The 21727-nt window shown below is 62.9% G+C and carries 21 protein-coding genes; 16 read left to right on the top strand and 5 right to left on the bottom strand.

The annotated features are described in order from the left end of the window. Positions 1 to 100: 100 nt before the first annotated feature. Together recJ and EPN80_RS10105 are read right to left on the bottom strand one after the other, a co-directional pair. Positions 101 to 1813 (bottom strand): single-stranded-DNA-specific exonuclease RecJ, encoded by a 1713-nt coding sequence (recJ, locus tag EPN80_RS10110; RefSeq protein ID WP_293026335.1) that lies wholly within the window; start codon positions 1811 to 1813, stop codon positions 101 to 103. Next, positions 1810 to 2892 (bottom strand): regulator, encoded by a 1083-nt coding sequence (locus tag EPN80_RS10105; protein WP_293026333.1) that lies wholly within the window; start codon positions 2890 to 2892, stop codon positions 1810 to 1812. Before EPN80_RS10105 ends, recJ begins: the two co-directional genes overlap by 4 nt. 78 nt (positions 2893 to 2970) lie before the next feature. On the opposite strand from EPN80_RS10105, the gene EPN80_RS10100 reads away from it, so the two are divergent. The 9 genes from EPN80_RS10100 (at position 2971) to ftsB (ending at position 13764) form a co-directional block, all read left to right on the top strand. Next, positions 2971 to 4224, top strand: a complete 1254-nt coding sequence (locus tag EPN80_RS10100; protein ID WP_293026331.1) for a lipoprotein-releasing ABC transporter permease subunit — start codon at positions 2971 to 2973, stop codon at positions 4222 to 4224. Beyond that, positions 4217 to 4927: a lipoprotein-releasing ABC transporter ATP-binding protein LolD gene (gene lolD / locus EPN80_RS10095; RefSeq protein ID WP_293026329.1), complete on the top strand. Its 711-nt coding sequence runs from the start codon at positions 4217 to 4219 to the stop codon at positions 4925 to 4927. Before EPN80_RS10100 ends, lolD begins: the two co-directional genes overlap by 8 nt. Positions 4928 to 5018: 91 nt before the next feature. After that, entirely contained in the window at positions 5019 to 5822 is an 804-nt protein-coding gene (locus tag EPN80_RS10090; protein WP_293026327.1) for a TatD family hydrolase, read from the top strand. A gap of 108 nt (positions 5823 to 5930) precedes the next feature. Continuing rightward, a complete protein-coding gene (locus tag EPN80_RS10085; RefSeq protein ID WP_293026325.1) occupies positions 5931 to 8249 on the top strand; it encodes a DNA internalization-related competence protein ComEC/Rec2 in 2319 nt (772 codons plus the stop codon). 100 nt (positions 8250 to 8349) lie between these two features. Next, on the top strand, positions 8350 to 9177 hold the full coding sequence (locus EPN80_RS10080) for an alpha/beta hydrolase (RefSeq protein ID WP_293026579.1): 828 nt from the start codon (positions 8350 to 8352) through the stop codon (positions 9175 to 9177). Positions 9178 to 9327: 150 nt separating this feature from the next. Continuing rightward, positions 9328 to 10986: a CTP synthase gene (locus EPN80_RS10075; protein ID WP_293026323.1), complete on the top strand. Its 1659-nt coding sequence runs from the start codon at positions 9328 to 9330 to the stop codon at positions 10984 to 10986. A 22-nt stretch (positions 10987 to 11008) separates the two neighbouring features. Then, the gene (gene kdsA, locus EPN80_RS10070) at positions 11009 to 11863 is read left to right on the top strand and encodes a 3-deoxy-8-phosphooctulonate synthase (protein WP_293026321.1); all 855 of its coding nucleotides are present in this window, start codon (positions 11009 to 11011) and stop codon (positions 11861 to 11863) included. A gap of 139 nt (positions 11864 to 12002) precedes the next feature. Next, positions 12003 to 13286 carry a phosphopyruvate hydratase gene (gene eno, locus EPN80_RS10065; protein ID WP_293026319.1) on the top strand — a complete coding sequence of 428 codons (1284 nt, stop codon included), beginning with the start codon at positions 12003 to 12005 and terminating at the stop codon, positions 13284 to 13286. 64 nt (positions 13287 to 13350) lie between these two features. Continuing rightward, positions 13351 to 13764 (top strand): cell division protein FtsB, encoded by a 414-nt coding sequence (gene ftsB / locus EPN80_RS10060; RefSeq protein ID WP_293026317.1) that lies wholly within the window; start codon positions 13351 to 13353, stop codon positions 13762 to 13764. A 14-nt stretch (positions 13765 to 13778) separates the two neighbouring features. Here ftsB and EPN80_RS10055 read toward each other — a convergent pair whose 3' ends face one another. Genes EPN80_RS10055 through EPN80_RS10045 form a run of 3 tightly spaced genes read right to left on the bottom strand, consistent with a single transcriptional unit; the run spans position 13779 to position 15735 of the window. Then, on the bottom strand, positions 13779 to 14159 hold the full coding sequence (locus EPN80_RS10055) for a hypothetical protein (protein ID WP_293026315.1): 381 nt from the start codon (positions 14157 to 14159) through the stop codon (positions 13779 to 13781). A gap of 51 nt (positions 14160 to 14210) precedes the next feature. After that, positions 14211 to 15152 (bottom strand): Hsp33 family molecular chaperone HslO, encoded by a 942-nt coding sequence (hslO, locus tag EPN80_RS10050; RefSeq protein ID WP_293026313.1) that lies wholly within the window; start codon positions 15150 to 15152, stop codon positions 14211 to 14213. A gap of 58 nt (positions 15153 to 15210) precedes the next feature. Then, entirely contained in the window at positions 15211 to 15735 is a 525-nt protein-coding gene (locus EPN80_RS10045) for a gamma carbonic anhydrase family protein (RefSeq protein ID WP_293026311.1), read from the bottom strand. A gap of 41 nt (positions 15736 to 15776) precedes the next feature. Between EPN80_RS10045 and EPN80_RS10040 the strand changes: the two genes are divergently transcribed. From EPN80_RS10040 to EPN80_RS10010, 7 genes are all read left to right on the top strand, one after another. Beyond that, on the top strand, positions 15777 to 16625 hold the full coding sequence (locus EPN80_RS10040; protein ID WP_293026309.1) for a ferritin-like domain-containing protein: 849 nt from the start codon (positions 15777 to 15779) through the stop codon (positions 16623 to 16625). Positions 16626 to 16715: 90 nt separating this feature from the next. Next, positions 16716 to 17603: an alpha/beta hydrolase gene (locus EPN80_RS10035; protein WP_293026307.1), complete on the top strand. Its 888-nt coding sequence runs from the start codon at positions 16716 to 16718 to the stop codon at positions 17601 to 17603. A 63-nt stretch (positions 17604 to 17666) separates the two neighbouring features. Further along, positions 17667 to 18500: a 3',5'-nucleoside bisphosphate phosphatase gene (locus EPN80_RS10030; protein ID WP_293026305.1), complete on the top strand. Its 834-nt coding sequence runs from the start codon at positions 17667 to 17669 to the stop codon at positions 18498 to 18500. Positions 18501 to 18548: 48 nt separating this feature from the next. Beyond that, a complete protein-coding gene (locus EPN80_RS10025) occupies positions 18549 to 19178 on the top strand; it encodes an L-threonylcarbamoyladenylate synthase (protein ID WP_293026303.1) in 630 nt (209 codons plus the stop codon). 61 nt (positions 19179 to 19239) lie between these two features. Continuing rightward, positions 19240 to 19908: a site-2 protease family protein gene (locus tag EPN80_RS10020; RefSeq protein ID WP_293026301.1), complete on the top strand. Its 669-nt coding sequence runs from the start codon at positions 19240 to 19242 to the stop codon at positions 19906 to 19908. Between the two features lie 9 nt (positions 19909 to 19917). Next, positions 19918 to 21120, top strand: coding sequence for a tryptophan--tRNA ligase (locus EPN80_RS10015; protein ID WP_293026299.1), 1203 nt, complete (start codon positions 19918 to 19920; stop codon positions 21118 to 21120). Between the two features lies 1 nt (position 21121). After that, positions 21122 to 21700, top strand: coding sequence for a bifunctional 2-polyprenyl-6-hydroxyphenol methylase/3-demethylubiquinol 3-O-methyltransferase UbiG (locus EPN80_RS10010; RefSeq protein ID WP_293026297.1), 579 nt, complete (start codon positions 21122 to 21124; stop codon positions 21698 to 21700). Positions 21701 to 21727 lie beyond the last annotated feature (27 nt).

Here is a 21727-nt window from a genome sequence, read left to right as displayed (position 1 = left end):
CTGTCAGTTCGGGAAAAACAGAAATTATAGCCGATCGATGCGAGCCGGTTTCGCCCGCGAAGCGGGAAATGATGCGCGAAACCCTTGCAAATAAGCCTTTTTATGCGCCCGCCGCGTACTCGACGATCAGTTGCACGCGCGCCGCGCCGTTAAAGGTATCGCTGGCCAGGCGATAAGCGACCTGCGCGCGCTCGGGCAGCAGTGAGTTGTGGTTGAACCAGATGGCGTTGTAGCGCTGGCGCGGCTGGCTGGGGCGGCTCAGTTGCAGTTTCAGATGCTTGTCCTTGAGCAACGTCTGCGAAAGCACCTGGAATTCGCCGCAGAACACAGGCGGCGGAAATCCCTGGCCCCACACCTGGCTGTCGAGCAGTTCGACAAAGGACGGCGAGAAGCAGGTCTCGTCGTCGAGGTCACCGTCGGTTTCGATCACTCGCGAGAGGGCTTTTTCATCCAGCCACTCGCTACCCACTGCCTCGAATGCAGTGGCGAAGCGGTCGACGTCGCCGGCGTGAAGGGTCAGCCCGGCCGCCATCGCGTGGCCGCCGAATTTGCGGACGAGCCCCGGATCGCGCTTGGTTACCAGGTCGAGCGCGTCGCGCAGATGAAAGCCGGGAATCGAGCGACCCGAGCCCTTGACCAGACCATCGTCGCCCGGTGCGAAAACGATCGTCGGTCGATAGAATTTCTCTTTCAGGCGCGCCGCGACGATGCCGATCACGCCCTGGTGCCAGGTGTCGTTGAACACGCACAGGGTCGATGCCTGCCGGGGATCGAAGCGGGCCAGGTCGGCCAGCGCCTCTTGCTGCATGCCGGTCTCGATCTCGCGCCGCTCGCGGTTCATGCCGTCGAGTTCCTGCGCCAGTTGCCAGGCACGTTCGCTGTCGTCGGTGAGCAGGCATTCGATGCCCAGCGACATATCGGCGAGTCGGCCTGCCGCATTCAGGCGCGGCCCGAGGCCGAAGCCGAGATCGAAGCCGCCAGCGTTGCGAGCGTTGCGCCCGGCAGCCCGAAACAGTGCGGCGATGCCCGGTTGCATTCGTCCGGCGCGAATGCGGGAAAGGCCCTGCGCTACCAGGATGCGGTTGTTGCTGTCGAGCTTGACCACGTCGGCGACCGTGCCCAGCGCGACGAGGTCGAGCAGGGCGTCCAGACGCGGCTGACTGGCGGCATCGAAATGGCCGCGCTGGCGAAATTCCGCGCGCAACGCCAGCAGTACATAGAACATCACGCCGACGCCGGCAAGGTGCTTGCTCGGGAACGTGCAGCCTGGTTGATTGGGATTGACGATGCAGCGCGCCGGCGGCAGCGCATCTCCGGGCAGGTGATGGTCGGTGACGACGACGTCGATGCTCAGCGCCCGCGCCGCAGCGACGCCGTCGAGACTGGCAATGCCGTTGTCGACGGTGATCAGCACGTCCGGCGCGCCGCCGGGCCGGCGCGCGGCCAGCGCGACGATTTCAGGCGTCAGGCCATAGCCGTATTCGAAGCGGTTGGGCACCAGGTAATCGACGTCCGCGCCCATCGCGCGCAGTCCGCGTACCGCGACCGCGCATGCCGTGGCGCCGTCGCAGTCGTAGTCGGCCACCACCAGCATGCGTCGCCGCGCGGTGATCGCGTCGGCCAAAAAGGCGGCGGTCTGGTCGATGCCTTTGAGTTGGGAGGGCGGTAGCAGGCGCGACAGCCCGCTCTCGGTTTCGACGGCCTGTGTGATGCCGCGCGCTGCGTACAGGCGGGCCAGCACCGGGTGCAAACCGGCGTTGGTCAGCGCCTCGGCAGCAGCGGTGGGGTAGGTGCGTGTGGCGAGTTGCGTCATATCGCGCTCAGGCCGGCCAGCCGGCTCGCCAGGGGGCCGCGGCGCCAGAATTTGCGCAGATCGCCGCGTCGGGCCAGCAGGGTCACTTCCTGGGTGTCGCCACACAGCGTCAGGCTCAGGCCCGTCAGATCACCTTGCTCCAATTGCGCCAGCGCCGGGGCGAACCAGGCGTTTTCCAGGCGTACCAGTGCGTCACGCCAGCGCGCCCAATCCTGGCGTATAAAGTGGCCGGCAAGCTCGCTCAGTTCGACCAGCGTGGTGCCTGCCGGCAACGCCGCCGGTACCAGGCAGTCGTCGGCCGGCGGGCTGACGGGAATGCCGCGGTGCAACGCCAGTCCTCGCGTTGCCGGGTTGTCGCTGTGCACCGCCGCAAGATGTCGGCCAGGCGCGCCGGCCGGGGCGAGCGCGCCGCCGCCGTACAGCCAGAGGGAATTCACCGGCGGCAGACCGATTGCTTCGCGGTGCGCGTTGACCGGATGGTCGAACCAGGTCATCTGGATTTCGTTCTGTAATTTTAGCCAGGCACGGGCGCCGTCGCCGGTGGGCATCCAGATGTCGATATTATGGCCGCAGGCGCGCATCAACGAAGTCGTATGCAGGACGCCGAGCGCGTCGTCGGCCAGATACCAGCGTGCCGGGCGGGTGTCGGGCGGGGCGATCAAGGTGGCGTCACCGGCCATCAGCGGCAGCGCTGCCGCGTGCAGGGCGGCGGCATCCGGGGCGGTGAGTTCGAGATCCGACGGATCGGTCAATACCAGATGATCGCGCGCGATGTGAATGTGCACCGGCTGCGCGCAAAACCACATGCGCTCACCGGGGACGCCTCCATCGGCGAGCAACATATATGGCGCCAGCGGCGTCTGATCGTCGGACCCGGCCAGGCCAAAAGTACGGGCCAGCCAGCGCTCGTGCGGCAGCGTGTGCTGAAACGGGTCGGCCGGCGCATGATGGTCGGCCAAACTGGCGCGCGCCAGCAACTTTTCCAGTGCGGGCAACTCCAATCCGGCAACGAGCGCGGCCGCCTCGGCTGCCGGCGGCAGCGCGAAGGGCACCAACAGATGTAGGGCGGGTGTATCCATAGTGTGCGAATTGTATGGCAAACTGCGCCCTGGCAGGCCGATACCCTACCGTCAAGTTACTAGAAAACAAGGTTAAGCTTGAAATTTCCCTACGAATGGCAAATAGGTTGGCGCTACACCCGCACGGGCAAGCGATCTTCCAACAACAGTTTCATTTCCTTCATTTCGCTGATTTCCATGTCGGGTATCGCGCTTGGCGTGGCGGCGCTGATCATCGTGCTTTCAGTGATGAACGGCTTTCAAAAGGAAGTGCGTGATCGCATGCTTTCGGTGCTCGCGCATATCGAGATCTTTTCCGTTGACGGCAGCATTCCCGATTGGCGCCTGACGGCTAGCCAGGCGCTGACCAACAAGGAGGTGATGGCCGCCGCGCCGTACGTTGGCGAGCAGGCGATGCTCACGCGTGACGATGTCGTGCGTGGCGTGGTGCTGCGCGGTGTCGAGCCGAGCGCGGAGGCCAACGTCTCGGGGATCGCGAAGGATATGAAGCAGGGGTCGCTGAGCTCGCTCACACCGGGCAGCTTCGGCATCGTGCTGGGCCGGGAGCTGGCCGAGGCGCTGGGTGTTCAGGTGGGCGATAAAGTAACGCTGGTGGCGCCAGAGGGAACCATTACACCGGCCGGCATGTTGCCGCGTGTCAAACAATTCACGGTCGCCGGGATTTTCATGGCCGGTCACTACGAGTTCGACAGCACGCTGGCGCTTATCAACATCAAGGATGCCGAGGTGCTATACCGGTTGAGTGGGCCGACCGGCGTACGACTCAAGCTCCACGACATGGAGCGTGCGCCTATCGTGGCACGCCAGTTGGCTCACACGCTCACCGGCGATCTGTGGGTGCGAGACTGGACCCAGCAAAACAAGAACTGGTTCGTCGCGGTGCAGACCGAGAAGCGCATGATGTTCATCATCCTGACGCTGATCATCGCTGTGGCGGCGTTCAATCTGGTGTCGTCGTTGGTCATGACCGTGACCGACAAGCAGGCCGACATCGCGATTTTGCGCACCCTGGGCGCGCAGCCGTCGTCGATCATGAAGATATTCATTGTGCAGGGCGTCACGATCGGGTTTATCGGGACGCTGCTCGGCGTCGGCTTCGGTAGCCTGATTGCCGCCAATATCAGCACCATCGTGCCGTTTATCGAGCGCCTGTTCGATGTCCATTTCTTGCCGCAAAGCGTGTATTTCATCAGCGAGCTGCCGTCCGACCTGCGCTCGGGCGATGTCATCCGTATCGGCGTGATTTCCTTCATCCTCGCTTCGCTGGCGACTATTTACCCGAGCTGGCATGCTGCGCGTGTCAAGCCGGCGGAGGCTCTGCGCTATGAATAATGTCAAGCCGATGGCCGGCAGCGAGGGCGGCGACATCGTGTTGCAAGCGCGCGACGTGCACAAGACCTTTCAGCAGGGCCAACTCAATGTCAACGTACTGCATGGCGTCAACCTCGACATCAAGCATGGAGAGAAAGTCGCGATCGTCGGTTCCTCCGGCTCCGGCAAGAGCACGCTGCTGCATGTGCTGGGTGGCCTGGACGAACCCACGAGCGGCAATGTGTCGCTGCTCGGGCAGCCGTTCACGGCCTTGCGTGAGCGGGAAAAAACCGACCTGCGCAATCGCTCGCTCGGTTTCATCTATCAGTTCCACCATTTGCTGCCTGAGTTCAACGCGCTCGACAACGTGGCGATGCCGCTGCTGATACGCCGGCAGGACACTGCCGAGGCACACGCGGCGGCACAGGCGATGCTCGAGCGAGTCGGTCTGGGCAGCCGCGTCAAACATCGGCCCAGCGAGCTTTCGGGCGGCGAGCGGCAACGGGTCGCGGTGGCGCGAGCGCTGGTGACTCACCCGGCATGCGTGCTGGCCGACGAACCGACCGGCAATCTCGACGGAGGCAGCGCCGACACGGTCTTTGCCCTGATGCTGGATTTGAGCACGCGGCTCAATACCAGCTTCGTCATCGTCACGCACGATATTGATCTGGCGCATCGCTGCGACCGCATTTTGCGTTTGAAGGACGGCGTGCTGTCTGCCTGAAGCCACGCTTGCGCCGTGGCCTCTCCCCCCCGAATTCGGCGTGCGCTGCAAGGCGCACGCTCGTACAATGTTTTCGATGGGAGTTTGACGCATGTGGATCGACACGCACTGTCACCTGGATGCCAGGGAATTCGACGATGATCGCGACGCGGTACTGAGTGCTGCCGAACGCGCGGGCGTTCGGGGCATCGTCGTGCCAGCCGTGTCGCGCGACAATTTCGGCGCCGCGCGCGACACCGCTCATCACTTTGCCGGTGGGGCCTTTGCGCTGGGAATTCATCCGATGTACACGCCGCATGCGGCCGAGGCCGACCTGGCAGTGCTGCGCGACGCCGCGCAAGCCGCGCTGGGGGATGCGCGCTTCGTCGCGATCGGCGAGATCGGTCTCGATTTCTTCGTCGAAGGGCTCGACGCCGAGCGTCAGCACTTCTTTTACGTCGAGCAATTGAAAATCGCGCGCGAGCTCGACTTGCCGGTCATTCTTCACGTACGGCGTTCGCAGGATGCATTGCTCAAGCAATTGCGGCGCTTCGACGTGCGCGGCGGCATCGCCCACGCGTTCAATGGCAGTTTCCAGCAGGCAGGGGCATTCATCGAGCGCGGCTTCAAGCTCGGTTTCGGCGGTGCGCTGACCTTCGAACGGGCGCTGCAAATTCGACGCCTGGCGACCGAACTGCCGCTCGAGTCGCTCGTCATGGAGACCGACGCGCCGGACATCCCTCCTGCCTGGCGCTACAAGCAACGCAACGATCCCGGGGAGTTGCCTCGCATGGCGGCGATTCTGGCCGGATTGCGTGACGTCGCGCCCGAGGCCCTTGCGGCTGCGACCACGCAAAATGCCTATGCCGCACTGCCGCGTCTGCGCGCCGTGCTTGCCGGCGCCAACGCCTGCTGACGCAACTGCCCGGGATCGATGCGACTTGTTTTGCTGGGTGGCGCCGCCGGCGTTTGGGCGTTGCAGCAATGCGCCCAATTGCCCTCGCGGCACGGCGTTCTCGCTTGCATGGCGATGGCTGTCGTGGCTGGATTGGCCGCGCTGGGCTGGCACCCTGGAGCGTGCCGCCGCCTCGGCTGGTACGTCTGTCGCGGGGTATTGGTCCTGTGTGCCGCCGCGCTGGGTTTTTCCTGGGCGGCTCTGCGTGCGGAGTGGCGTTTGGCCGATGGGCTCGACCCTGACTGGGAGCGGCGAGATGTGACCGTGGTAGGCGTCGTGTCATCGCTGCCGGCGCGACTGGCGCAGGGGGTGCGATTCGGTTTCGATATCGAGACCAGCCAGCCCGAGAACGTCGTGCCGCGTCATGTGCAGTTGTCATGGTATGCGGAGCGGCGAGGTGCGGCGACGGCCCTTCCCGAAGTGCGACCAGGGCAGCGCTGGCACCTGACGATACGACTCAAGCGGCCGCACGGCACCGCCAATCCCCAAGGATTCGATTACGAGGCCTGGCTGCTGGCCAAGCGCATTCGCGCCACCGGCTACGTGCGGACCGGCAAGGGACGGGCGCCCGTGCTGCTGGCCGAGCCGGTGCCTTCGGTACGCTATGCGCTGGCCCGCTGGCGCGATCAGTTGCGTCGTCATATTCACGAAGCCTTGCCGCCCGATGCCCGCTATGGGGGCGTGCTCAGCGCACTGACGATCGGCGATCAGCGCGAGATAGCTCAGTCCGACTGGCAACTGTTCCAGCGCACTGGCGTGAGCCATCTCCTGGCAATATCCGGTCTGCATATCGCTCTGGTCGGCGGGCTGGCCGCCGCCGCTGCCAGCTGGCTGTGGCGTTATCGGGCGCGCGCCGGAGCGGCTTGGCCCTTGCTGGTGCCGGCCCGGCGCGTGGCGGCGCTGGCGGGATTGCTGGCTGCATTGGGCTATGCCGCCTTGGCCGGTTTCGGCATTCCGGCGCAGCGTTCTCTCTACATGCTGAGCGTGGTGGCGCTGGCATACTGCGCCGGTCGCCGCAGCGGCTCGTCGCATGTGATGTGCTGGGCGTTGGCGGTGGTGGTGATTATCGATCCGTGGGCGGTCCTGGCGCCGGGCTTCTGGCTTTCGTTCGGTGTCGTATCGACCATCCTTTATGCGGTACGGCTGGCGGGCGATTCCGTTGGCGGACGCTGGCGGACCCTGCAACAGGCGGCTCATGTCCAATATGCCGTCACGCTTGGCATGGTGCCGCTGACGCTGGCGTTGTTCGCGCAGGTCTCGGTGGTAGGACCGTTGGCCAATGCGCTGGCAATCCCAATGGTCAGCGTGCTGGTGACGCCAATGGCGCTGTCTGGCGTGTTGATGCCAGCGCCGTTGGGCGCCTGGCTGCTGCAAGGCGCGCATCTTCTGATCGAGTGGCTGACGGTGTGGCTGGCCTGGCTCGATGGCCTGCCGCTGGCGGTCTGGCGCGCGCCGCGCCCGCCGCTGTGGCTGACGCTGATGGCGCTCGCTGGCGTAGCGTGGCTGCTGGCGCCGCGTGGCTGGCCGATGCGTTGGGCAGGGGCGGGGCTGCTGGTGCCGCTGCTGCTTCGTACGCCCGAACGTCTCCCCGACGGTGAATTCCGCCTGCTGGCGTTCGACGTCGGGCAGGGCACGGCGGTACTGATCGAAACGGCGGGTCACCGCCTGTTGTACGACACCGGGCCGCGCCTGTCCGCAGCTGTCGATGCGGGTGCCCGTGTCATCGTGCCGTATCTGTATGCGCATGGTATCCAGCGCCTGGATATGCTGGTGGTCAGTCACCAGGACGACGACCATGCCGGCGGCGCTGGCTCGGTGCTGGCCGGCGTGCGGGTGAGTGAGACCCGCTCTTCGCTGGCGGCCGAGCATCCGATCGTGGCCGGCTCGTCCCGTCATCGTGCCTGTCGCGACGGCCAGTCGTGGGTGTGGGACGGCGTGCGTTTCGAGATGCTGCATCCGGACACGGCGACGCTGGCTTCGAGCAAGATCCGGCCCAATGGGCGCAGCTGCGTGTTGCGCGTGTCGAACGACCGGCACGCGGCGCTTTTGCCCGGCGATATCGAGCGTGCGCAGGAAGCCGAACTGCTGGCTCGACTGCCGGCCGAGCAGCTGGCGGCGGATATTGTCGTCGCGCCCCATCACGGCAGCCTGACCTCCTCGACGTCCGCGTTTGTCGCAGCCGTGTCGCCTGGCTATGTGATCTACCAGGCGGGCTATCTCAACCGTTTCGGGCATCCGCGCGAGGCGGTCACCGCCCGCTACGCCGCGCACGGTGCGACGGCCTTTCAAACCGCCCGTCATGGCGCCGTCGAATTCAGGACGGCGGGGGATTTGCTGCGGGCGTCTGCCTGGCGCGTGGAGGCGAGAAGGTACTGGATGGGACGCTGAGTCGCCGGCGCCATGACATTGGATGCTTTCTTCTATGATAGAAGGGGCGCGCAAAGGGCTCGCGCCGCTAGAATGACGTTTTGTGGAACATCTTATCGTCATGCCCCGGGAGATCATTCATTTTTCACACGCCAACGGCTTTCCGTCGTCCGTGTATCGGAAATTGTGGCGTTTGCTGGAGGACGATTACGAAGTTCATGCGATCGAGCGCATCGGTCATGACAAGCGTTATCCGGTAACCCCGGAGTGGACGCTTTTGCGCGATGAGCTGGTCGATACACTCGCGCGGGAATATACCGAGCCGGTCTGGTTGGTCGGACATTCGCTCGGCGGTTTTCTCAGCCTGATGGCCGCCATGCGGGCGCCGCAACGGGTGCGCGGCGTCGTCATGCTCGACTCGCCGATCGTCGCGCCGGGGTGGCGCGTTCACCTGCTTCGCTTGAGCCAATTGACGGGCCTCTACGATCGCTTGTCGCCAGCGCGGGCCACGCGCACGCGCCGCACCCATTGGGATGACTGGGAATCGGCCTGGCAGCACTTCAAATCCAAGCCGGTTTTCGCCCGTTGGGACGAAGATATGCTGGCCGACTACATTACCTTCGGGACGGTGCCGACCGGCTCGGGGGCACAGCGGGCGTTGGCGTTTCAGCGCGAGATCGAATACAGGATTTACCGCACGCTGCCGCGCCGGCTGGGTGCACGGGTGCAGCGGGGTGTACCGGTACCGGTCGGATTCCTGGCTGGCACCCGTTCCAAAGAGCTGCGTCAAGTGGGGCTGGCGGCGACCCGGCAACTGGTCGGCGAGAGGCTGCGCTATGTGCCCGGCACCCATCTGTTTCCGATGGAGCAACCGGGGCAAACCGCCGAGCGCTTGCGCGAGGTGTTGCAGGCGTTGCGGGGCGCGCGCGACTTGCCAGAGGCGGCCTGACGGTCGCTTGAACGGCTCTTTTGATGTGCCCGCGCCAGCCCGGATAGTCGAAGCCAGGGCAGGCTGTCAAGCGCAAAATTTGCGGCGCCGCGTCGCGGCGTGGCCGGGGCTTTACGGTATAATCCGGCTTTCCCGCGAGCAATTAATGCGATGACTAAGTTCGTTTTTGTCACCGGCGGCGTAGTGTCCTCTCTCGGCAAGGGGATTGCAGCTGCTTCTCTCGCCGCGATTCTCGAATCGCGCGGCCTCAAAGTCACCCTCCTCAAACTCGATCCCTACATCAACGTCGATCCTGGCACGATGAGCCCGTTCCAGCATGGCGAGGTGTTCGTCACCGAGGACGGCGCGGAAACCGATCTCGACCTGGGGCACTATGAGCGCTTCATCAGCGCCAAGATGCGCAAGGCCAACAACTTCACCACCGGCCAAATCTATGAGTCGGTGATTCGCAAAGAGCGGCGTGGCGAGTATCTGGGCAAGACGGTTCAGGTCATTCCTCACATCACCAATGAAATTCAGGCGTTCGTCGAGCGCGGCGCGCGTTCCACGTGGGACGGCCACCCCGATGTCGCTATCGTGGAGATCGGCGGCACCGTCGGCGATATCGAGTCGCTGCCGTTCCTGGAGGCGGCCCGGCAAATGAGCCTGCGGCTGGGGCGGAACCAGGCGGCCTTCGTGCACTTGACGCTGGTGCCCTATATCGCCACGGCCGGCGAATTGAAAACCAAACCGACCCAGCATAGCGTGCAGAAATTGCGCGAAATCGGCATCTCTCCGGACGTGCTGCTGTGCCGGGCGGATCGCCCGATTCCGGACGACGAGCGGGCCAAGATTTCGCTGTTCTCCAACGTCCCGCAGGATGCGGTGATTTCGGTGTGGGACGTCGATACGATCTACAAGATTCCGCAGATGCTGCATGACCAGGGCATGGACACGATCATCTGCGAGGAGCTCAAGCTGACGCCGCAGCCTGCCGATCTCTCGATGTGGGCCAAGTTGGTCGAGGCGATCGAGCATCCGAAACATGAGGTGACGATCGGCATGGTCGGCAAATACGTCGATCTGACCGAATCGTACAAGTCGCTGATCGAAGCGCTCAAGCATGCGTCGATCCACACGGCGACGCGCGTGAACATCGAATACCTCGACTCCGAGCAAATCGAGAAGGAGGGCACCGACTGTCTCAAGCAATTGGATGCGATTCTGGTACCCGGCGGCTTTGGTCGGCGTGGCACCGAGGGCAAGATAAAAGCGATTCGCTATGCGCGGGAGAATCGCGTGCCATATTTGGGCATCTGCCTGGGCATGCAGTTGGCAGTTATCGAATTCGCGCGTGATGTGGCGCACCTGGCTGGGGCCAATAGCACGGAGTTCGACCCGAGTACCGAGCATCCGGTCGTCGCACTCATCACAGAGTGGATGGATCGCGACGGGCGTATCGAACAGCGCTCCGAAGACTCCGAACTCGGGGGCACCATGCGATTGGGCGCGCAGCGCGTACCGATTACCCCGGGTACCTTGGCCTCGCGCATCTACGGCGACTACGTCAACGAGCGCCATCGCCATCGCTATGAAGTCAACAACCACTACGTTCCCCAACTGGAAGCGGGCGGGCTGGTGATTTCGGCTCGCACACCGAGCGAAAATCTGCCTGAAATCATGGAATTGCCGCAGCAGATTCACCCGTGGTTCGTCGGCGTGCAGTTCCATCCGGAGTTCACCTCGACGCCGCGCGATGGCCATCCGTTGTTCAAGGCCTATGTCGAGGCGGCGCTGACGGGCCAGGCGGCTCGCAAGAAGGCGGCCTGAGATACGACCCGGGAGACGGATCATGAAATTATGCGGTTTCGATGTCGGGCTGGAGCGTCCCTTTTTCCTGATTGCCGGGACCTGTGTCGTCGAGTCTCAGCAATTGGCGCTCGACACAGCAGGGACCCTGAAGGAAATCTGCGCGGCGCTGGATATCCCCTTTATTTACAAGTCTTCCTACGACAAGGCGAACCGCAGTTCCGGGAAGTCGTTTCGCGGGCCGGGCCGCGCCGCTGGTTTGAAGGTTCTGGACGAAGTACGCCGGCAAATTGGCGTGCCGGTGCTTACCGACGTCCACACCGAGGAGGAAGTGCCCGAGGTGGCGGCGGTGGTCGACGTATTGCAGACACCGGCGTTTCTGTGTCGCCAAACCGATTTCATCTGGGCTTGCGCGCAGTCGGGCAAGCCGGTCAACATCAAGAAGGGGCAGTTTCTCGCGCCTCACGATATGGTCAACGTGATCGCCAAGGCGCGCGATGCGGCGCGCGAGGCCGGGCTGCCGGAAGACAATTTCATGGCGTGCGAGCGCGGCGCCTCGTTCGGTTACAACAACCTGGTGTCCGACATGCGTTCGCTGGCGATCATGCGCGAGACTGGCGCGCCCGTGGTGTTCGACGCAACGCATTCGGTGCAATTGCCGGGCGGCCAGGGCACAAGTTCGGGGGGGCAGCGCGAATTCGTGCCCGTGCTGGCGCGCGCCGCAGTTGCTGTGGGCGTGGCCGGAGTTTTCATGGAAACTCATCCGGATCCGGCGCAAGCCAGATCCGACGGCCCGAATGCCGTGCCGTTGCATCGCATGAAGGATTTGCTGGAGTCGCTCAAGGACCTCGATAAGGTCGTCAAGCGCGGCGTATTTCTGGAACGGGATTTCAACTGATAAGCGGTTAATGCGTGAAGCGGCTACGACCGGAAACATGGTCGGATAGCGAAACCAGGTATAGCGGCTCAGGGATTGGCAAATTTTGCGTCACTCGCTAATCTTGCCGATTTGAATTGTTTTTTCCATCGAGGAACTCATGAGTGCAATCGTAGACATCATCGGCCGCGAGATACTGGATTCGCGCGGCAACCCGACAGTCGAGTGCGACGTGTTGCTGGAATCCGGCGTGATGGGACGAGCCGCCGTGCCGTCGGGCGCATCGACCGGTTCGCGCGAGGCGATCGAGTTGCGTGACGGTGATGGCAGCCGGTATCTCGGCAAGGGTGTGCTCCAGGCGGTGGAACATATCAACACCGAGATTTCCGAAGCGATCATGGGGCTGGATGCCGCTGAGCAGGCCTTTCTCGACAAGACGCTGATCGAACTGGATGGCACCGACAACAAGTCCCGTCTGGGCGCCAATGCGACGTTGGCCGTGTCGATGGCAGTGGCCAAGGCTGCGGCGGAGGAAGCCGGTCTGCCGCTGTATCGTTACTTTGGCGGATCCGGCGCGATGCAGATGCCGGTGCCGATGATGAATATCGTCAACGGCGGCGCGCACGCCAATAACAGCCTGGACATCCAGGAATTCATGGTGATGCCGGTCGGGCAGGAGAGCTTTCGCGAAGCACTGCGCTGCGGCGCGGAAATCTTCCATGCGCTCAAGAAAATCCTCTCCGACAAGGGCATGAGCACCTCGGTGGGTGACGAAGGCGGTTTCGCGCCGAATTTCGCCAGCAACGAAGAATGTCTGAACACGATCCTGCAGGCCATCGACAAAGCCGGCTACCGTGCTGGCGATGACGTGGTGCTGGCCCTCGACTGCGCCTCGAGCGAGTTCTACAAGGACGGCAAATACCACCTGTCGGGCGAAGGGCTGCAACTGACGTCGACGGAGTTCGCCGACTATCTGTCGGTACTGGCCGATAAATTTCCGATCGTGTCGATCGAAGATGGCATGGCCGAGAACGATTGGGATGGGTGGAAAGTCTTGACCGAGAAGTTGGGCAAGAAGGTTCAACTGGTCGGCGACGATCTGTTCGTGACCAACACGAAGATCCTCAAGGAAGGTATCGAGCAGGGCGTGGCCAACTCGATTCTGATCAAAATCAATCAGATCGGCACGCTGACCGAAACATTCGCGGCCATCGAAATGGCCAAGCGCGCCGGCTATACGGCGGTCGTATCGCACCGCTCCGGCGAGACCGAGGATTCGACGATCGCGGACATCGCGGTGGGCACCAATGCCGGGCAGATCAAGACCGGCTCGCTCTCGCGGACTGACCGCATGGCCAAATACAACCAACTGTTGCGTATCGAGGAAGATCTCGGCGACGTCGCCAGTTATCCGGGCAAGGCTACGTTCTACAATCTGCGCTGATACGCGTGCCTAGCACCCGCCCTGCCCCTTGGCCGGGCGGGTGGATTGCCCGAGAGCAAACACGATGCGATTCGTGACCCTGGTGCTGGTTCTGTTGCTGGCGCTGATCCAGTACCCGCTCTGGTTCGGCAGCGGCGGGTGGCTGCACGTCCGTGAATTACGGCAGCAGCTCGCTCTTCAACAACAGAAAAACGAACAGCTGAAGGAACGCAACGACCGGCTGGCCGGCGAAGTACAGAATTTGAAGGACGGTACCGCAGCGATCGAGGAGCGGGCGCGCTATGAACTTGGCATGATCAAGGATGGCGAGGTCTTTGTGCAATTCGTCGCGCCTGACGGTACTGCCGATCCATTCCGCTGGGGGGCGAGTGGGGCTGCCGCCGCGGGGCAATCACCGCCTCACGCAATTGCCCAGTCGATGCATCAGGCAGCCGCACCGAATCATACGCACCCCCATCGCGAGCACGCCAAGCGCTAGCCTCGAAAAAGCACTCACCAGCCCCATCCCCAGGGGCTCGGTCCATAGTAGTAACCGAACCCGTAACGAGGTCCGAACCACGGCCCGTAACCGCCGTAGTAATAGGTATTTGCGTTCCATGCGTCGCGCAGGGCGGCATTGTAAGCAGCCCAGGCGTGTCGGTTGCGGATGTCATCTTCCTGCTCCTGCAGCAGGCGAGCATCGAGCTCCGTCAGTTTTTTGCTTTGTTCTGGCGTCAACTTCGGCGCCAGGCGGGCTGCAGCGCCTTCAGGCAACCGCTGAATCGGCGCGCCGCGCGGCGGCAGCGCCGCGCATCCGCCGAGCACCGCGGCGCAAAGGCTCATCAGCGCCAGCCGTCGAGGGCCAACCGTCACGAAAGTCTGGATGGCATTCATCGAATTTCCGAGAGGTATCTTCTGGAGCATCAGCCAGGTACCGGCGTTTGCTCAGTGCCGCTGCGATGAGGCGACGGTCACATCGGCTGAGAGCCTGTCACCTGCGAAAAGTTGCGTCGCATCGACGGCATCGAACGTATAGTGCTGGCGGCAAAACTCGCAGTCGATATCGATCTTCTCGCGCTCGTCCAGAATGCTCTTGACTTCCTCCCAACCCAGCATGCGCAACATATTGCCCACGCCGCGGCGTGAGCATGTGCAGCGAAAGTGGGTCGGCTGCGGCTCGAACACGCGCACGTCCTCCTGCCAGAAGAGTCGATGCAACAGGTCATCGGCAGATACCGAGAGCATTTCTTCGCGCTTGAGCGTGGCACCCAGGTGGCATGCGCGCTCCCAGGTATCCTCGGCTTCCTGGGCAACAGCGCGTGCGTCGCCGCCGCCCTCGCGGGGAAGGCGCTGCAACATTACGCCCACTGCCTGCTGCTCATCGGCCGCCAGCCAAAGATGGGTATCGAGCTGCTCGGAATGCAACATGTAATGACGCAGGACCGCGGCCATGTCATCGAGCGGGCCATTCTCGTCGGCCAGCGGGACGATGCCTTGGTACGCTTGCTGGCCGGGGCGTCTGTCGTGTGGGTCGAGCGTGATGGCGAAACGGCCGTTGCCATTGGCATTGACCATTTGCGCCAGAGTCGGATTGGCCGGCAAGTCAGGCGAATATTTGGCTGTGGCACGCATCATGAGGTCGGAGTTGCACTCGACCACCAGCATTTGTACCGGACCGTCGCCATGAATCTGCATGATCAGCGCGCCATCGAATTTGAGATTGGCCGACAGAAGTGCTGCGGCCGCCATCATTTCGCCCAGGAGCGTGCGCACGGGTGCCGGGTAGTCGTGATTCTGCAGTACCGTTTGCCACGTCGTGCGCAGATTCACGATTTCGCCGCGCACCGGCGCGGCGTCGAAGACGAATTTCTTGAGTTGGTCGGACACTGAAAGGGATTCCTGCGATAAAGGGGGTTGCCCCCGCTCGGCGTCGATGCGAAAACGATCAGCCGATTCTGACCAGATTTTCCTTGAAAAACTGACGCCGCGTGGAGTAACTCTGGGTGGCTGCCATCATGCGTTGCCGGTCATCTTCGGTCAGTTGTCGCACCACTTTGGCGGGCGAACCCAGAATCAGCGAGTTGTCGGGAAAGATCTTGCCCTCGGTCACCAGCGCGCCGGCGCCGACCAAGCAGTTTTTCCCGATGACTGCGCCGTTCAAGACAACGGCCTGAATGCCGATCAGCGCACCGTCGCCGATCGTGCAACCATGCAGCATGACTTGATGGCCGACCGTCACGTTTTCGCCAATGGTCAGTGCAAAGCCGGGATCGGTGTGCAGGACGCTGCCATCCTGAACGTTGCTGCCCGCGCCGATCGAAATCGGTTCGTTGTCGCCGCGCGCGACCGCGCTGGGCCAGATGCTGGTATTTTCGGCCAGCGTCACTTTGCCGATGATGGTGGCAGTGTCCGCCACAAATGCACTTTCGTGAATTTGCGGCACGTTGTCTCCGAGTTTGTAAATTGGCATATGAGGCCCGCTAAAATGTTTCAATATGCCATTGTACCGTCATGAACCCAAAGACTTCTGCCTCGAGCGTGACACCCTTGCGCGCGCGCCGCGCCGCGCTTGATATTTTGCTGACGACCGACCCGTTCGATAAGGCGCGCCTGGCGCGCGAACTCGGCGCTCTGGCGCGTGGCGGCCGGATCGAGTTTGGCGCCGCGCTTGAGTTGGCAGAGCCGCCCGGCATTCCTGGGCGGCCGCCGCAGCCGGAACTGGTGCCGCCGCGCTCGCTCGAGCGGCGCGCGATGCATACCGACGCTGGGCGGGCGGCGCTGATCCACGCGCTGGCTCATATTGAATTCAACGCGATCAATCTGGCACTCGACGCCGTTTGGCGCTTTGCCGGGCTTCCCGAGGCCTTTTACGCTGATTGGCTGGGCGTTGCGGCCGAAGAGGCCTATCACTTCACCTTGCTGGCAGATCATTTGACGGGCATGGGGTTCCGGTATGGCGATTTCCCGGCTCATAACGGCCTGTGGGAAATGGCGCAAAAGACGTCGGGTGATCTGCTGGCGCGATTGGCCCTGGTGCCGCGCACCCTCGAAGCGCGGGGACTCGATGCAAGCCCGCCGATCCGCGCCAAGCTGTGGCAAGCCGGCGATCGGCGTGCGGCGCACATCCTCGACATCATTCTGCGCGACGAAATTGGCCATGTGGCCGTCGGCAACCGCTGGTATCGCTGGTGTTGCGCGCAGCAGGCGCTCGACCCGCTGGAGGCTTATCGCGAACTGGCGCAGCGTTATCAGGCACCGCACCTCAAAGGACCGTTCAATCTGGATGCACGCCGCGCCGCAGGCTTCGACGAGGCCGAGTTGGCCGCGCTGATGCAGGCCACTCAGTCCCCTGCGGCCTGAAGTATTCAATACCGCCGATGACAGCGGTCAATCCGCAGCGTGGACGTGCCATCTCCGATATAATCGAACGGTCATTCTTTTTTCTTTGCGATGAAAACTTCCTGCTCTGAGTTCGTCGACGTGCGCGGTCTGCGCTATCACGTGCGACGCTGGGGACCGTCGACCGGATCCAAGCTGTTCCTGCTGCACGGCTGGATGGACGTGGCGGCCTCGTTTCAATTTTTGGCGGACGCGCTGCCCGACGACTGGCAATTGATCGCGCCCGATTGGCGAGGCTTCGGACAGACCGATTGGCCTGCGGCGCACGGTAACGCCGGTTGTTACTGGTTTCCCGATTATCTCGCCGATCTCGAGGTGCTGCTGGATCATTACGCCCCGGGAGAGTCGGTCGATCTGGTGGGACACAGTATGGGTGCTAACGTGGTTTGTCTGTACGCCGGCATCCGCCCTGCGCGGGTGCGGCGTGCCGTCGACCTGGAAGGCTTTGGCCTGCCGGCAACGCTTCCTGAGCAGGCGGCTGGGCAATTTTCCCGGTGGCTGGATGAAATGCGAGAGCCGCCGCAATTGAAGCGCTATGCTTCGCTGGCCGACGTGGTTGCGCGCTTGTGCAAGAATAACCCGCGTCTATCGCAGGCGCGCGCGGAGTTTCTGGCGCCCCACTGGTCGCGCCAGACCGAGGCGGGTGACTGGGAAATACTCGGTGATCCGGCTCACAAAATTGCCAATCCTTTCCTGTACCGGCTTGACGAGATCATGGCGGTCTGGCGCAACGTCACGGCGCCGGTGCTGCATGTCGAGGCGCGCGATTCGGAGACGTTACGCTTTCTGGCGCGACGGGAGTCGATTGAATCGTTTCGCGCCCGTTTCCAGGCCTTTCCTGATTTTCGCGAAGTGTTCCTCGACGATGCAGGGCACATGGTGCACCACGACCAACCCGAAGCACTGGCACGACTGATTGACGACTTTTGCCGTCGCTGAGACGGCCGCCGTCGCAGGATGGGCGTCTGCGGTAAAATGAAATACTCTTTTCCCGCACGCCTCATGCTCAACGCTGATCTTCATTGCCATTCGACCGTGTCCGACGGCACTCTGTCGCCGGAGGAGGTCGCGCGCCATGCTGCGAATGGCGGTGTCGAATTGTGGTCCCTGACCGATCATGACGAGATTGGCGGGCAGGCCCGGGCACGCGCTGCGGCGCAGGCGCTGGGCATGCGCTACATCGAGGGCGTTGAAATTTCAGTGACATGGGCCGAGCGCACGGTGCACATCGTGGGCCTGGCGATCGACCCGTCGAATACCGACCTGATCGACGGTCTGGCACGTACACGCGCCGGACGCCAACGCCGCGCCGAACAGATGAGCGAGGGGCTTGCTGCCGTGGGTATCTCCGCGGCCTATGACGGCGCGTTGCGCTATGTTGGCAACCCGGACCTGATTTCGCGCACTCATTTCGCACGCTATCTGGTCGAAATCGGCAAGGGCGATTCGGTGCGCGACGTTTTCGCTCATTACCTGGTTGAAGGGCGGCCCGGCTACGTGCCGCATCGCTGGGCGACGCTGGCGGATGCAGTGATGTGGATTCGCGGTGCGGGCGGCATCGCCGTGATCGCCCACCCTGGACGTTACAAATATTCTCCGCTGGAGTTCGAGGCGCTATTTAACGAATTCAAGGCGCTGGGTGGAGAAGGCATCGAAGTCGTTACCGGTAGCCACACGCCGGAGCAATACCGGTATTACGCCGATGTGGCCCGCCGTCTTGATTTGCTGGCTTCGCGCGGCTCGGATTTTCACGGACTTTCCGACGGACGTGCGAGCCTTGGCCGGTTGCCTGCCTTGCCCGAAGGGCTCGTTCCTGTGTGGCAGCGCTGGGCCTAGCAGGCGCTCCGGTGTGCTCGGTAGCGTCGCCTTTTTCCTTGATGCCGAATGTCACAATTTTTTCAGATTCACCCGGACAATCCGCAAACGCGCCTGATTCGGCAAGCGGCGCAGATTATCGACCAGGGCGGGGTCGTGGCATTGCCCACCGACTCAAGTTACGCATTGGCTTGCCATCTCGATGACAAGGCCGCGGCCGATCGCCTGCGGCGGATTCGCGGCATCGACGAGAAACATCATCTCTCGCTGCTCGTGAGGGATCTCTCGGAGCTTGCCAGTTTCGCCCAGGTAGACAATCGGCAGTATCGCCTCATCAAGGCGGTGACTCCCGGGCCTTACGTATTTATCCTGGAGGCCACCAAGGAGGTGCCGCGGCGCCTATCGCACCCGTCGCGCAAGACGATCGGCTTGCGCGTGCCGGACCACGCGATCACATTGGCGCTGCTGGCCGAACTGGGGCAGCCGCTGCTTGCCTCGACCCTGATCATGCCGGGCGAACAGGACCCGCTCAACGACGCCGAGGAAATTCGGGCGCGATTGGAGCATCAGGTCGAGTTGGTGATCGACGGCGGCGCCTGTCCGCTTGAGCCGTCGACCGTGATCGATCTGACGGGGGACACGCCGGCGCTGGTGCGGGCCGGACGCGGATCGGTCGCGCCCTTTGGAATCAGCGCATGAGGCGCCGCATGCGACCGAATAACCGGGGGCGCGCGCTGCCGGCTTGTTACAATAGCGTGCTATGAACTCATCTTCCCTGATTCAGGCGATCGCGGTTTATGCGTTGCCTATCCTGTTCGCCATTACCTTGCACGAGGCTGCGCACGGTTACGTGGCGAAGCATTTTGGTGATCCGACCGCGTTTCTGATGGGGCGGGTGACGCTCAATCCGCTCAAGCATATCGATCCGCTCGGCACGATCGCCGTGCCGCTATTTTTGTATTTCGCCACCGGCGGCACGTTTCTTTTCGGTTATGCCAAACCCGTGCCGGTCAATTTCCGGGGCCTGCGCAATCCACGCTGGGATACGCTGTGGGTGGCGCTGGCCGGGCCAGCCTGCAATTTCGTCCAGGCCGTGCTGTGGGCGCTTGCCGGCGTGCTGATCCAAGCGGCAGGCGTGCACGAACCCTTCTTCATCGATATGGCTTCGGCCGGCATCATCGTCAACCTGGTGCTGTGCGCCTTCAACCTGTTCCCCGTTCCCCCGCTGGATGGGGGGCGGGTTTTGACGAGCCTGCTGCCGCCACGCTATGCGTACTATCTCGACCGCCTGGAGCCCTACGGATTTTTCATCGTGCTGGCACTGGTGGTCAGCGGTGTGTTGGGTAATTTGTGGCTATGGCCGCTGATCAACACAGGGCGCTTCCTGATTCGAATGATTCTTTCTCCACTTTTAACGCTGCTTTCGTAAATCAAAATCATGTACCCCGAACGCGTTTTCTCGGGCATGCGCCCGACCGGCAGCCTGCACTTGGGTCATTACCACGGTGTCTTGAAGAACTGGGTCAAGCTGCAATCTGAATATCCCTGCTTCTTCTGCGTGGTCGACTGGCATGCGTTGACTACCCACTACGAGACGCCCGAGGTCATCGAAAAAAACGTATGGGATGTACTGACCGATTGGTTGGCCGCCGGCATCGACCCCAATCAGGCGACCCTGTTCATTCAGAGCAAAGTGCCCGAGCACGCCGAACTGGCGTTGCTGCTGGGGATGAGCACGCCGCTGGGGTGGCTCGAGCGAGTGCCGACCTATAAGGAGCAAATCGAGAAGCTCAAGGACAAGGACCTGTCGACTTACGGCTTCCTCGGTTATCCAGTGCTGATGTCCGCCGACATTCTTCTGTATCGTGCGGTGCACGTGCCGGTAGGCGAGGACCAGGTGCCTCACGTCGAGATGACGCGCGAAATCGCGCGGCGCTTCAATTACCTGTATGGCCGCGAGCAAGGTTTCGAGGAGAAGTCGCTCGAAGCTGCGAAGAAGTTGGGCAGCAAGCGTGCCAAGCTCTATCTTGAATTGCGCACTGCTTATCAGGAGCAAGGCAATGATGAAGCACTGGAGCAGGCGCAGGCGTTGCTGTCGGAATCGCAATCGCTGAGCATGGGAGACCGCGAACGTTTGTTCGGCTACCTGGAAGGTGCTCGCAAGCTGATTCTTGCCGAGCCACAGGCGCTGCTGACGAAAGCCTCGCGGATGCCGGGACTGGACGGGCAGAAAATGTCAAAGTCGTATGGCAACACCATCGGCTTGCGCGAGGACAAGGAAACCATCACGAAGAAAGTTCGCACGATGCCGACCGATCCGGCGCGCGTGCGACGCACCGATCCGGGGGATCCGGACAAATGCCCGGTGTGGCAACTGCACCAGGTTTACTCCGATGAAGCGACGCGTGCCTGGGCCGACAAGGGCTGTCGCAGCGCCGGCATCGGCTGTCTGGAGTGCAAGCAGCCGGTGATCGACGGCATTCTTCGGGAACAGCAACCGATGCTCGAGCGTGCGCAGAAGTACATGGACGACCCGACTTTGTTGCGGGCGATTGTCGCCGATGGCTGCGACAAGGCCCGCCGGTCCGCGCAGGAGATCATGCGCGACGTTCGCGAGGCCATGGGCCTGTCGTATTCCTGACATGTCCGCCAGCGTTACATCTGCTGCGCCGACCACGATGACCGCCGATCCGTCGGCGTGGGTCGTGAGATGGGCGCATGTGGTACCGGCCGGCAGTCACGTCCTGGATGTGGCTTGCGGCCGCGGACGTCACGCGCGGTACTTTGCGGCGCTGGGCCACGCGGTGACCTCTATCGATCGGGACGCCGAGGCACTCGCGGAGTTGCCTGCCGCGATCCGGGCCATCTGCGCCGATATCGAGTCGGCGGGCTGGCCGCTGGCCCCCGCGATGCAGTTCGACGCAGTGCTCGTCACGAACTATCTGTTCCGTCCCCTTCTGCCGCGTCTGGTCGACTGTGTCGCCCCTGGCGGCGTGCTGCTGTACGAGACGTTCGCGGTGGGCAACGAGCGGTTCGGCCGGCCGTCCAATCCCGATTTCCTGTTGCGCCCCGGCGAACTGCTCACGGCGGTCGACGGCAAACTGCGGGTCATCGCCTACGAGGATGGATACCTCCAAACACCGCGCCAGGCCTGCGTGCAGCGCATCTGCGCGGTGAATCCATCGAGCGCGGACGAATGCCGCTACGAGCTGCGTCCGTAATCCGCTACAATCTGCACTTCTCGCCAG

The organism is Pandoraea sp. (assembly GCF_004297875.1).
GTDB lineage: Bacteria > Pseudomonadota > Gammaproteobacteria > Burkholderiales > Burkholderiaceae > Pandoraea.
The sequence above is the reverse complement of the archived record's forward strand: the minus strand, read 5'-3'. Positions and strand labels throughout refer to the sequence as shown.